Below are 12,038 nucleotides of genomic sequence, written 5' to 3'. Positions count from 1 at the left end.
GGTGGCGGGCGGCGGGGCTTCGGGCCCTGTTCGCGGCGGGCTCAGCAAGCGGAGCGGCAGGTTCGGCAGGCGGGGCGGGGGCTCCCGTCGCGGGGGCGGGGGCTCCCGTCGCCGGGCGAGGCGGGCTCCGGTCGCGGAGGGGCGGGCTCCGGTGGCGGAAGGGCGGGGTTCCCGCTTGACCCTGACGTTGGCGGCAGGGTTGGAGGGTGGGGCCCATGAGCGATGAGAGCGGGACGCGGGGCAGGGTCGTGGTGGTCACGGGGGCCGGGACGGGGATCGGGCGGGAGACCGCGCGGGCCTTCGCCGCCGAGGGGGCGCGGGTGCTGGCGGTGGGGCGGCGGTTCGAGCCGCTGGAGGAGACGGCGGCCGCGTTCCCCGCGCTGATCGAGCCGCTGGCCGCGGACGTGACCGGGCCGGGGGCGCCGGAGGAGATCGTCCGGGTGGCGCTGGAGCGGTTCGGACGGCTGGACGTGCTGGTCAACAACGCGGCGATCGTGCAGGACCGGCAGAGCATCGGCGGCTTCGACCGTACGGGCGTCGAGGCGCTGCTGGCCACCAACCTGGTCGCCCCGGTGCTGCTCGGGCAGGCCGCGCTGCCCGCGCTGGAGCGGAGCCGGGGCGTGGTGGTCAACGTCAGCACCGCCGTCGGGCAGCGCGGCTGGCCGAGCAACTCGGTGTACGCGGCGAGCAAGGCGGCGCTGGAGACGGTCACCCGCAGCTGGGCGGTGGAACTGGCACCGCGCGGCATCCGGGTGGTGGCGGTGGCGCCCGGGGCGATCGACACCCCGATCGGCGACCACTCCGGGTACGGCCCCGAGCAGCGGGCAGCGATCCGGAAGTGGCAGATCGAGCACACCCCGTTGGGCCGGATCGGCCGGCCGGCGGAGGTGGCCTGGGCGATCACCCAACTCGCCTCGCCGCAGGCCTCGTTCGTGACCGGCGTAGTGTTGTCGGTGGACGGCGGCGCGCTGGTGGGCTGACCGGGAGGGGACGGATGGCGGTGCGGATCGGTGAGCTGGCGGCCCGGACGGGCAGTACCGCCCGGGCCCTGCGGCACTACGAGCAGGCCGGGTTGATCGACTCCGACCGCGCGCCGAACGGCTACCGCGAGTACGACGAGTCGGCGGTCGTCCGGGTGCGCAACATCCGCGCGCTGGTGGCCGCCGGGCTCACCCTGGAGGACCTCCGGCCGCTGCTGGGCTGCCTGGACGGGGACGTGCTGGCGGTCCGGCCGTCCGAGCGGGTGCTGGGGATCGCCCGGGAGCGGCTGGCGGTGCTGGAGCGCCGGATCGCCGCCCAGACCGAGGCCCGGGACCGGCTGGTGGCGGCTCTGGCGGCGGCCGGGGTGCCCGCGGAAGGGTCGCGCGAGGCCGGGCCGTACGAGGCCGGGCCGCCCGCGGTGGCGCCGCCCGCCGCCGGTCCTCACGCGGACGGGTGACACCCCCGATCGGGGGTGTGCAGGGCGCGACCGGGAGAGGACAGTGGCCCCATGCAGATTCCACTCTCCGTGATGGACTTCCTCGACCGGGCCGAGCTGGTCTACGGCGACCGGGTCGGCATCGTCGACGAGCCGGTGCAGCCGGCCGAATCCTGGGGCGAGCTGAGCTACCGCCGGATCGCCGAGCTGGCCCGGGCCCAGGCCGCCGGGCTGGACCGGCTCGGCGTCGGGCCGGGCGAACGGGTCGCGATCGTCTCGCACAACTCGGCCCGGCTGCTGACCTCCTTCTTCGGGGTGAGCGGGTACGGCCGGGTGCTGGTGCCGGTGAACTTCCGGCTGAGGGCCGAGGAGGTGTCGTACATCGTCGAGCAGAGCGGCGCCTCCGTGCTGCTGGTCGACCCGGAGATCGCCGACTCGCTGAGCGGGGTGGTGGCCAAGCACAAGTTCGTGCTCGGCGCCGACAGCGACGCCGTGCTGTACGACTTCGACGGCACACCCCGGCAGTACGCGGTGGCCGAGAACGACACCGCCACCATCAACTACACCAGCGGAACCACCGCCCGCCCCAAGGGCGTTCAGCTCACCCACCGCAACATCTGGCTGAACGCGACGGTGATGGCCCTGCACTACGGCGCCGGCGACCGGGACGTCTACCTGCACACCCTGCCGATGTTCCACGCCAACGGCTGGGGCCTGCCGTACTCGCTCACCGGCCTGGGCGCCCGGCACATCGTGCTGCGCAAGGTGGACGGCGCGGAGATCCTGCGCCGGGTCGAGCGGCACGGGGTGACCTTCCTGTCCGGCGCGCCCGCCGTGGTCCAGATGGTGCTGGACGCGGCCGCCGACTGGGACGGCCCGGTGCCCGGCCGGGACCGGGTGCGGATGATCGTGGCCGGCGCCCCGCCGCCGACCTCGGTGGTGCAGCAGGTCGAGGAGCAGTTGGGCTGGGAGTTCATGCAGCTCTACGGCCTGACCGAGACCTCCCCGGTGGTCACGGTCAACCGCTCGCGGGCCGAGTGGGACGCGCTGCCGGCCGCCGAGCGGGCCGAGAAGCTGGTGCAGGCGGGCGCCCCGGCGCTCGGCACCCGGCTGCGGGTGGACGCCCAGGGCGAGGTGCTGGTGCGCTCCAACACCGTGCTGGACGGCTACTGGCAGCAGCCCGGGGCCACGGCCGAGGCGCTACGGGACGACTGGTTCCACACCGGTGACGGCGGCACCCTCACGGACGGCCTGCTGACCATCTCCGACCGCAAGAAGGACGTCATCATCAGCGGCGGGGAGAACGTCTCCTCGATCGAGGTGGAGGACTGCCTGTACGACCACCCGGCGGTCGCCGAGGCGGCGGTGATCGGCGTGCCGCACGAGAAGTGGGGCGAGACGGTGAAGGCGCTGGTGGTGCTCCGGGAGGGCCACCAGGCGGTCACCGAGGCCGAGTTGATCGCGCACTGCAAGCAGCGGCTGGCCGGCTACAAGTCGCCCACCACGGTGGAGTTCCGGGACGCCCTGCCGCGCACCGCCACCGGGAAGCTGCAGAAGTTCCGGCTGCGCGAGCCGTACTGGGCCGGGCGGGACCGCCAGGTCAACTGACCAGCCCCGACTCCCGCGCAGCGAGGGCGAGTTCGGTCCGGTTGCGGACACCGAGCTTGTGCATCGCGGACTTGAGGTAGCCCGTCACCGTGTTGCAGGTCAGGCCCAGTCGGGCGGCGATCTCCGGGTTGGTCCGGCCGGTCGCCGCCCAGCGCAGCACCTCGTGCTCGCGCGGGGTCAACGGCGGTACGGGGGCCGCCTTCCGGGGCTGTTCGCGGTTCCAGGCGGCGGCCCCGGCGAGTGCCCGGGCCGCCGCCTTCGCCAGCGTGCCGACCGCGGAGATCCGCACGTCCCCGAACGGGACGACGGCGCGCAGCGAGGCGTACACCACGCCGTGCACGGTGCCGCCGTCCATCAGCGGGACGGTGAGCATCGCGTACAGGTCCTCGGCGGCCACGGCCGCGTCGTAGTGGTGCGAGATGTTCGTCGCCGCACGGTAGTCGGGCACCCAGGTGGGCGCGCGCTCGGCGAGCGCCCGGCCGCCGAGGCCGAGTCCGGCCGGGACGGGCACGTCGTGCAGCAGGTCGGCCCGGGTGCCGGCCCAGTGGCGCAGCACCATGCCCTCGCTGCCGGGGCGGCTCCCGGGCAGCGGCTCGGGCACGCCGACCAGTCCGACGTCGGCGCCGCACTCGGCCACCACCCGGCGGGCGAGGTCGCCGAGTACGGCGTCCCGCACCAGCTCGGCGGCGCGCGCGGCGAGTTCGGGGTCGTCGGGCCGCACAGCGCCGTCGACGGGTTGCGCAAGGTGGGGGTCCGCAGCCCTGGTCATCGCGGAATTGTCACACGCGGTGGGGCCGGTGGCGAGAGTCCTGACATGCGTGTTCCGTGGAGTCGCGGACGGCGGCGGCCGGGCGGGCGTAGGGTGCGCCGGGACACTACCGGCGGGTAGCAACCGCCGGACGGCGACCGCCCGGGCCCGCAGGGAGAAGTCGATGCCGGAGGGGAACATGTCGGAGGGGAAGATGCCGGAGGGAAGAGCGATGACCGACCCGAACGCCCCGGGTGACGTCCTGGGCGGGCTGCTGGCGGACCTGCGGGCCGAGAGCGCGGTGCTGGACGACCTGGTCGCCGGGCTGCCGGCCGGGGACTGGGCCCGCCCGACGCCCGCCGAGGGCTGGACGGTGGCGCACCAGATCGCCCACCTGGCCTGGACGGACGACTGGACGGCCCTGGCCGCGCGCGACCCGGAGGGCTTCGGCGCGTCGCTCGGCGGGCGCTTCACCGAGCTGCTGGCGGCCGGCGCCGACCCGGTCGAGGAGGGCGCCCGCGCGGGTGCGGCCGCCGAACCCGCGGCCCTGCTCGCCCGCTGGCGGGCCGGGCGGGCGCAGGTGCTGGCCGCGCTCGCCGCCGCCCCGGCCGACGTCCGGCTGCCCTGGTTCGGCCCGCCGATGAAGCCCGCCTCGATGGCGACCGCCCGGCTGATGGAGACCTGGGCGCACGGCCAGGACGTCGCGGACGCGCTCGGCGCCACCCGTGAGCCCACCGACCGGCTGCGGCACATCGCCCACCTGGGGCTGCGCACCCTGGGCTTCGCCTTCACGCTGCACGGACTGCCCGCACCGGAGCACCCGGTCCGGCTCGAACTGACCGCGCCGGACGGCGGGGCCTGGTCCATCGGCCCGGCCGGGGCGCCGGACGTGGTGGCCGGCCCGGCCGTGGACTTCTGCCTGCTGGTGACCCAGCGCCGGCACCGGGACGACCTCGCGCTCACCGCCACCGGACCGGTCGCCACCGCCTGGCTCCCGATCGCCCAGGCCTTCGCCGGGGCGCCGGGCAAGGGGCGGCAGCCCGGGGCGTAGAACGGGCGGGGGCGGGCCCCGAGGCTGAGGCCGGGGCCGGGGCCGGGGCCGGGGCCGGGAGGCTCCCGGTGGCGGGGCCCGGGACGTTCGGCGGCGGCCCCGGGAGGCTCGGCGGCGGCCCCGGCCGCGGCGCTGTCGGACCGCCGGGGTTGAATGGCCGCCATGAACGACCTGCTCAGCCACCTGCCCGCCGTCCCCGACCTGCGCGGCCGCTGCCGCGCGCTGGCCACGCTCGACGCGATCCTCAGCCCGGACGACTGGGAGTCGCGCTACCACTCCTTCGACGCCGCCTGGGACGAGGGCGAGGAGATGGCCTCGATGCGCAACGGCCAGGGCGACGACTGGGTCGTGGTCTTCTCCGCCGTCGGCGCCTACGGGCGCGGCTTCGAGGCGCCCAACGCCCCGGAGCTGCTCGCGGCCGTGCCGGAGGAGTTCCGCCGCTTCGCCGAGGAGCCCGCCTTCGGGGACGAGGACGGGCCGACGGTCACCCGCTGCTTCTGGCGCGCCCCCGGGGACGACGCCTGGCACGGCGCGGCCGCCGAACGCGGCGCGGAGCGCCTCTTCGACCTGCTGCTGGACGGCTCCGCCGAGGCCTACCGGGCGTGGGCCGAGGACTACTTCGAGCCGGAGCAGGCGCTGGACCCCGCCGCGGTCGAGCACGTCCTGGCGCTGCGCCCGCTCACCCCGGCCGTGGTGGCGGCGCTCAACCCGGACACCGACCTCGACGAGCTCGCCGAGGACCTCGCGGAGATCGGGTACCCGGGCTGACGCCCGCCGACTGACTGGCGTCCACGGGCGCCGACGTCCACCGGCGATGGCGTCCACTGGCGATGGCGTCCGGTCAGGCTGGCGTCGGCGCACCCCCTCCGGAGGCCTCAGAGGCCGATCCGGAGCGGGGTGAGCCGAGTGGCGATCAGGTTCGTGGCGCCCCGGTCCCGCTCGATGTGGCCGTGGACCAGCAGCCCGGCCCGGTCCAGGGCGGTGCGGCGCTGGGACTCCCAGACCGGGCGGTTGCAGATCACGTTGATCAGCCCGGTCTCGTCCTCCAGGCTGAGGAAGAGCACCCCGCCGGCCGTCGGCGGCCGCTGCCGGTGGGTGACCAGGCCGCCGACCACCACCGCCGTTCCCGGTGGCACGTCCGGGAGTTGGACGGCGCAGAGGGCGCCGCCGCGCTCCAGCTGGGTGCGCAGGTGCTGGAGCGGGTGGCTGGTGGCGGAGGTGCCGGTGGCCCACAGGTCGGCGATGGTCTCCTCGACCGGGCTCATGCCGGGCAGCTCCGGCGCCTCGGTGCCGGGGGTGGTGCCGGGGATCAGATCGGCCGAGATCCCGGCGAACGCCCCTGCGGCCCAGAGGGCCTGACGCCTGGTCAGTCCGAAGCAGTCGAAGGCGCCCGCCGTCGCCAGCGCCTCCAGGACGGGCCCGGGCAGGCCGGTGCGGCAGGCGAAGTCCTCCAGGTCGGCGTACGGCTGCCCGGCCACGATCGCCTCGGCCTGCGGGGTGCCGATGCCGCGCACCGTCTCCAGGCCCAGCCGGATCGCCGGCTGCGGACGTCCGGCGGTCAGCGGCGGCTTCGGGGTCGGCCCCCGGTACGGCTCCAGGGTGGGCCGCGCCCCGCTGGCGTTGACGTCCACCCCGCGCACCCGCACGCCGTGCCGCCGGACGTCCGCGACCAGGCTGAGCGGCGAGTAGAAGCCCATCGGCTGGTTGGCCAGCAGGGCGCAGGTGAAGGCCGCCGGGAAGTGGTGCTTCAGCCAGGCGCTGGCGTACACCAGGTAGGCGAAGCTGATCGCGTGGCTCTCCGGGAAGCCGTAGTTGGAGAAGGCCTCGATCTTGACGTAGACGTCCTCGGCCACCTCCGGCGGGATGCCGCGCTCGGCCATCCCGCCCAGCAGCCGTTCGCGCAGCCGGGCGACCCGCTCGTGCGAGCGCTTGGCGCCCATCGCCTGGCGCAGCCGGTCGGCCTCCGCGGGCGTGAACCCGGCGCAGTCGATGGCGAGTTGCATCATCTGCTCCTGGAACAGCGGCACCCCCAGGGTCTTGCCGAGCGCGTTCTCCATCAGCGGGTGCGGGCAGCCGGCCGGCTCCACCCCGGCGCGGCGGCGCAGGTACGGGTGGACGGAGCCGCCCTGGATCGGGCCGGGGCGGATCAGCGCGACCTCGACCACCAGGTCGTAGAAGTGGTCCGGCTTGAGCCGGGGCAGGGTCGCCATCTGCGCCCGGGACTCGACCTGGAACACGCCGACGGTGTCGGCCCGGCGCAGCATCGCGTACACGCCCTTGTCGTCGTCCGGGATGGTGGCCAGGTCGTAGCGCAGGCCGTGGTGCTCCGCGACCAGGTCGCAGGCGTCGTGCAGCGCGGCGAGCATGCCGAGGCCGAGCAGGTCGATCTTCACCAGCCCGGCGCCGGCGGTGGACTCCTTGTCCCACTGGAGCACGGAGCGCCCGGGCATCCGGGCCCACTCGGTGGGGCAGATCTCGCCGATCGGCTCCCGGGTCAGCACCATGCCGCCCGAGTGGATGCCCAGGTGGCGGGGCAGGCCGTGGAGCTGGGTGGCGAGCTGGAGCACGTCGGCGGGGATGACGGCGTCCGCGCCGGGGGCGGAGCGGAAGTCGGTCTGCCGGCTGAACGCGTCCACCTGCCCCTGCGGGTAGCCGAGCACCCGGGCGGCGTCGCGGATCGCCAGCCGGGGCCGGTAGGTGATCACGTTGGCGACCTGGGCGGCGTGCTCGCGTCCGTAGCGGCCGTAGACGTACTGGATGACCTCCTCGCGGCGGCGGTTCTCGATGTCCAGGTCGATGTCGGGCGGCCCGTCCCGGGCGGTGGAGAGGAAGCGTTCGAACAGCAGCTTGTAGTGGATCGGGTCGACGGCGGTGATCCCGAGGGCGTAGCAGACCGCGGAGTTGGCGGCCGAGCCGCGGCCCTGGCACCAGATGTCCTGGCGGCGGCAGAAGTCCACGATGTCGTGCACGATCAGGAAGTAGCCGGCCAGGTCGAGGTCCTCGATCACGTCCAGCTCCCTGGCGAGCTGGCGGCGGGCGGCGGCGTTGCCGGGGCCGAAACGGGCCGGGCCGCCGGCCGCGACCAGGGCGCGCAGGTGGCTGATCTCGGTCTCGCCCTCGGGGACGGGGAAGCCGGGCAGCTCCGGGTCCAGCTTGGCGAAGTCGAAGGCGCAGGCCCGGCCGAGTTCGGCGGTGGCCCGCTGCACCCCGGGGAAGCGGGCCAGCCGGCCGGCCATCTCGCGGCCCGAGCGCAGGTGCGCGGTGCCGGCCGCCCTGGTCCAGCCGACCGCGTCCTGGAGGGTGCGGCGCCCGTGCAGGGCGGCGAGGCTCTGCGCCAGGCGGCCCTGGGCGGGGCCTGCGTGGTGGGCGTTGGTGGAGGCGACGACGGGCAGGTCCAGCTCCGCGGCGAGGGCGGCGAGGGCGTCGTTGCGCCGGTCGTCGCCGGGCAGCCACTGGTCGATCAGCTCGACGTGGACGTTCTCGCGGCCGAACGCCTCGGCGAGGGTGCGCAGTCGGCGCCCGGCCTCGCCCCGGTCGGGCAGTGCGGCCGGGACCCGGCCGAGACGGCAGCCGGTGAGCACCGCCCAGTGACCGTCGTGCGCCCCGGCGAGCGCCGCGAGGTCGTACCGCGGGTTGCCCTTGGCGCCGCCGGCCAGCTGGGCGGCGGCGATCGCGGCGGACAGGCGGCGGTAGCCGGCCGGGTCGCGGGCGAGGACCAGCAGGTGCTCCTCAGCGTCGCCGTCGCGGATGGTCAGCTCGGCGCCGAACACGGTGGCCAGGCCGGTGCCCCGGGCCGCCTCGGCGAGCCGGACGGCGCCGTACAGGCCGTCGTGGTCGGTGATCGCGAGGGTCTCCACGCCCAGCCGGACCGCCTCGGCGGCCAGGTCCTCCGGGTCGCTGGCGCCGTCCAGGAAGCTGAAGGCGGAGTGGACGTGCAGTTCGGCCCAGGGTTCGGGGGCCTGACCGGGGGCCTGACCGGGGGCCTGACCGGGGGCGGGGCCGGGGGCGGGGCCGGTGTTCGGGGTGGAGCCGGCGTTCGGGGCGGCCCCGGTGTTCGGGGCGGGGAGTTCCTCGGGGGTGGGCCCGGCGTCCGGCTGCTCCCGGGTGGAGCGGCGCAGCGGGACGACCGTACGGTCCGGCGCCGTGCCGGACAGCCGGCGGTGCAGTTCGCTCCAGGGGAGGGTGGGGTGGCTGGTGAAGCCCATCAGGGGTTGCCTTCGTCGTTCTCGTGCTCGTTCTGCTCCCCCCTCCGGGTGCCGGGGCGCCGCTAGTCGTAGCCGGCCTCCAGGTACCAGGCACCCCCCTCCACGGTGAGCAGCAGCGCCCGGCCACCGCCCACCACGACCTGGAACCGCGCCCGGCGCCGGGCCCGCGACTGGTCCCACCAGTACTCGACCGCCGGCCAGGGCCCGGTCCAGCCGTCCACCCGCTCCTCCCGGCCCCCGGCCACGACCAGGGCCGGCCGGGCCGACACCCCCGCCCGGCCGTCCACCGTGACCGGCCGCCCGGCCCCGTCCAGCACCCGCACCGGCGCCGGCTCCCGCAGCACCACGGTCGGCCACACCTCCGGCAGCCGCCCCGGCCAGGGCGCGTCGGCGGGCACCGCCGCCTCGTACGGCTCGCCCCACGGCACCTTGACCACCTGCTCGCCCGGGCCGCGCCCGCCGGCCGGCTCGATCCGGCGCAGCCCGGCGTGCCCGAGCACCGCCTGCACCCGGGCGACCGCCCGCTCCACCCGGTCGTCCGCCACGGCCTGGCCCCACAGCGCGAGCTGGCGGCCCTGGTCCGGGGAGAGGCCGTCGGGGGCCAGCCGGAGCAGGGTGAAGCCTTCCTGGCCGCCCGGATCTCCGTTCGGGTGGGCGTTCGGGTCGCGGCTGGGGTGGCCGTTCGAGAGGCCGTTCGGGTCGCGGCTGGGATCGGGGCTCGCGAAGGTGCCCGCGCCCTGCCAGGCCTGGAGCTGCCAGCGGACCCGCTCGGCCAGCGCCGTCGCGGACAGCCGGCCCTCGTGCCGCCACAGCCGGGAGGCCGTCCGGCCGTCCGCGCAGGCCACCTCGACGGCCACCCGGCGGCAGGTCAGCCCGGCCCCGGCCAGCCGCTGGTGCAGCTGCTCGGCCAGCGTGCGGGCGACGAACACCAGCGGCTCGGCCAGCGGCTCCGGCGGGTCGAAGCGCTGCTCGACGGCGAGGTCCGGCTCCTCGTCGCGCGGCACCAGCGGGCGCGGCTGCAGGCCGCGGGCCAGCCGGTGCGCGACCGTCCCGGCCGGGCCGAAGCGGTCCGCGACCGACTCGACCGGCAGCGCGGCGAAGGCCCCGACGGTGAGCAGGCCGAGCTGCCCGAGCAGTCCGGCCAACGCCTCGTCGCCCAGCGCGCCCACCGGGTACGGGGCGAGGAACTCCGCCGTCCGGCCGGCCGGGACCAGCACCCCCGCCCGGGCGGCGAGCACGGCGGCGAACAGGCCGTCGGCGACACCGACCTGGGCCTGGGGGGCGTCCGCCGGCCGTTCGGCCACGGCCCCCGCGTGCCCGTCCACGGGCACCGGGCCTTCGTCCACGGCCACCGCGCCCGGGACGGCGTCCGGGACGAGCGGCTGCCCGAGGGCGTCCGCCACCGCTCTGCCGACCTTGGCGGCCAGCGCCTCCTCGCCGCCGAAGTAGCGGCCCGGGCCCTTCACCGGGATGGCGCACAGGCCCGGGCGGATCACCTCCACCCGGGGCGTGAACGCCTCCACGGCCGCGACCACCGGTTCGAAGCGTCGGGTCTCCGCCTCCGGGTCGCGGTCGCGCAGCTCCAGCTCCGGGCAGAGCCGTTGGGCCAGCTTGAGCCGCTGCCCCTGCCGCACCCCGGCCGCCCTGGCGCCCGCCGAGCAGGCGAGGATCCGCCCGCCCTCGGTCACCGCGACCGGGTCGTCGCCGGTGACCGCCGCCACCGGCCAGTCCGGGCACCAGACCACCAGCACCCGGGGGGTTCTGTCGTCCGCCATCTCAGACCACCGCCGCCACGAGGGGGGCCACCGGCTCCGCCGCCGGTACCACCGGGACCACCGGTATCGCCCGTATCGCCGGTATCGCCGGTGCCGCCGGTTCCGCCATCGGCTGCGGCTGTTCCTGCTGCGGCTGCTCCTGGAACGGGCGCACCGCGCCGTGCTCGTCCGGCAGCCAGAGCCGGGCCGTCCGGCCGCGCCCCGCCGAGCCACGGCCCTCGGCCACCACCTCCACCTGTCGGCCGACGAGCTGCCCGTGGCCGTCGCCCAGCCCGAACCAGCGCCCCGAGCGCACACCCAGCCGCAGGGCCGCGCCCGGCCACGGCCCGGCGACCAGCAGCACGCAGCCGCTGCGCCGCAGCACCGCCGCCAGCCGGGCGGCCAGCTTCGGCGGCACCGGCCCGTCCGGGCGCAGCATGATCAGCTCGACCGCGCCGGCCAGCACCGAGACCACCTCGGCCCAGTGCGGCCCCGGATCGTCCGCGACCAGCAGCCGGCGCAGGTCCAGCCCGTACCCCTCGGCGGCGGCCAGCCCCAGGTCCGGCAGCCCGACCGCCGCGGCCCAGCCGCCCTCGGTCTCCTTCACCCCGGCGGCGAGCGCCAGCAGCAGCCCGGTGTCCCCGCCCGCCACCGACACCGCCGTCCCCCGGCGCAGCCCGGCGTCGGGCAGCACCTCCCGCAGCGCGGGCGCCACCGGCAGCAGCCCCCGGCGCTCCGCCGCCTGCCCCTCCCGCTCCCCCGGCGTCCCCGGCGTCCCCGGCGCGGCAGCCGGGGACGCCACCGGGCGGAGCACGGGACGTGCGGGCTGCTCGGCGGTGGATTCGAAAACAGATTCGAAAACGGGCACACCCCCAGGATCGAACATTCGTTCGCAAAGATTCAAGTCCGACCTGGTCAACCCACCCGTCACTCTCCGTTGCACCGCCCCACCGAAGATCGAGGAGAGGTACGGCGCGGACACCATCGAGAGTCCAGCGGGTACGCCCGGATGGCGCCGAGCGTGTCCACCGTGGTCTCGTGCCGCCGGCGATCAGGCCGCACACGGGGATCCCGGTCCGCCGACGGACCGCTGACGCCCCGTCGGCGACCCTCCGGCGCCCCGCCGGGAACGCGGACGAGTTTTCCGCGGTGGGGCCGAATCCTTTGGAGCGGCCCGTGCCTCTTATAAACGTTCCGACAAACGTCGGGCACGGGATCTGGAGGTAGTGATGGTCATCGGAATCGGCATCGCCGT

At 76.2% G+C, this 12,038-nt stretch carries 9 protein-coding genes; 5 read left to right on the top strand and 4 right to left on the bottom strand.

Annotation, left to right across the window (positions count from 1 at the left end; all coding sequences use genetic code 11):
* The first annotated feature begins 215 nt into the window (after positions 1 to 215).
* Genes ACFY0X_RS26875 through ACFY0X_RS26865 form a run of 3 tightly spaced genes read left to right on the top strand, consistent with a single transcriptional unit; the run spans position 216 to position 3,025 of the window.
* Positions 216 to 980: an SDR family NAD(P)-dependent oxidoreductase gene (locus ACFY0X_RS26875; protein ID WP_387758243.1), complete on the top strand. Its 765-nt coding sequence runs from the start codon at positions 216 to 218 to the stop codon at positions 978 to 980.
* Between the two features lie 20 nt (positions 981 to 1,000).
* Entirely contained in the window at positions 1,001 to 1,438 is a 438-nt protein-coding gene (locus ACFY0X_RS26870) for a MerR family transcriptional regulator (RefSeq protein WP_387758323.1), read from the top strand.
* A 51-nt stretch (positions 1,439 to 1,489) separates the two neighbouring features.
* On the top strand, positions 1,490 to 3,025 hold the full coding sequence (locus ACFY0X_RS26865; protein ID WP_387758241.1) for an AMP-binding protein: 1,536 nt from the start codon (positions 1,490 to 1,492) through the stop codon (positions 3,023 to 3,025).
* On the opposite strand, the gene ACFY0X_RS26860 is transcribed toward ACFY0X_RS26865, so the two are convergent.
* Positions 3,018 to 3,794 carry a LuxR C-terminal-related transcriptional regulator gene (locus ACFY0X_RS26860; RefSeq protein WP_387758239.1) on the bottom strand — a complete coding sequence of 259 codons (777 nt, stop codon included), beginning with the start codon at positions 3,792 to 3,794 and terminating at the stop codon, positions 3,018 to 3,020. The genes ACFY0X_RS26865 and ACFY0X_RS26860 overlap by 8 nt on opposite strands.
* Before the next feature lie 211 nt (positions 3,795 to 4,005).
* Between ACFY0X_RS26860 and ACFY0X_RS26855 the strand changes: the two genes are divergently transcribed.
* A complete protein-coding gene (locus ACFY0X_RS26855) occupies positions 4,006 to 4,824 on the top strand; it encodes a TIGR03084 family metal-binding protein (RefSeq protein ID WP_387758237.1) in 819 nt (272 codons plus the stop codon).
* Between the two features lie 162 nt (positions 4,825 to 4,986).
* Entirely contained in the window at positions 4,987 to 5,592 is a 606-nt protein-coding gene (locus ACFY0X_RS26850) for a hypothetical protein (RefSeq protein WP_387758235.1), read from the top strand.
* Positions 5,593 to 5,699: 107 nt separating this feature from the next.
* On the opposite strand, the gene ACFY0X_RS26845 is transcribed toward ACFY0X_RS26850, so the two are convergent.
* The 3 genes from ACFY0X_RS26845 to ACFY0X_RS26835 form a co-directional block, all read right to left on the bottom strand.
* Positions 5,700 to 9,029 (bottom strand): error-prone DNA polymerase, encoded by a 3,330-nt coding sequence (locus tag ACFY0X_RS26845; protein WP_387758234.1) that lies wholly within the window; start codon positions 9,027 to 9,029, stop codon positions 5,700 to 5,702.
* Between the two features lie 62 nt (positions 9,030 to 9,091).
* Positions 9,092 to 10,804 carry a DNA polymerase Y family protein gene (locus ACFY0X_RS26840; RefSeq protein WP_387758232.1) on the bottom strand — a complete coding sequence of 571 codons (1,713 nt, stop codon included), beginning with the start codon at positions 10,802 to 10,804 and terminating at the stop codon, positions 9,092 to 9,094.
* 1 nt (position 10,805) lies between these two features.
* The gene (locus tag ACFY0X_RS26835; protein ID WP_387758230.1) at positions 10,806 to 11,651 is read right to left on the bottom strand and encodes a hypothetical protein; all 846 of its coding nucleotides are present in this window, start codon (positions 11,649 to 11,651) and stop codon (positions 10,806 to 10,808) included.
* Between the last annotated feature and the right edge of the window lie 387 nt (positions 11,652 to 12,038).

It is taken from the genome of Kitasatospora sp. NPDC001547 (assembly GCF_042894165.1).
Lineage (GTDB): Bacteria > Actinomycetota > Actinomycetes > Streptomycetales > Streptomycetaceae > Kitasatospora.
The sequence above is the reverse complement of the archived record's forward strand: the minus strand, read 5'-3'. Positions and strand labels throughout refer to the sequence as shown.

Coding starts and splice junctions, on each gene's coding strand:
- ACFY0X_RS26875 (WP_387758243.1), top strand. CDS start 216: ATGAGCGATGAGAGCGGGACGCGGGGCAGGGTCGTGGTGGTCACGGGG.
- ACFY0X_RS26865 (WP_387758241.1), top strand. CDS start 1,490: ATGCAGATTCCACTCTCCGTGATGGACTTCCTCGACCGGGCCGAGCTG.
- ACFY0X_RS26860 (WP_387758239.1), bottom strand. CDS start 3,794: ATGACCAGGGCTGCGGACCCCCACCTTGCGCAACCCGTCGACGGCGCT.
- ACFY0X_RS26855 (WP_387758237.1), top strand. CDS start 4,006: ATGACCGACCCGAACGCCCCGGGTGACGTCCTGGGCGGGCTGCTGGCG.
- ACFY0X_RS26850 (WP_387758235.1), top strand. CDS start 4,987: ATGAACGACCTGCTCAGCCACCTGCCCGCCGTCCCCGACCTGCGCGGC.
- ACFY0X_RS26845 (WP_387758234.1), bottom strand. CDS start 9,029: ATGGGCTTCACCAGCCACCCCACCCTCCCCTGGAGCGAACTGCACCGC.
- ACFY0X_RS26840 (WP_387758232.1), bottom strand. CDS start 10,804: ATGGCGGACGACAGAACCCCCCGGGTGCTGGTGGTCTGGTGCCCGGAC.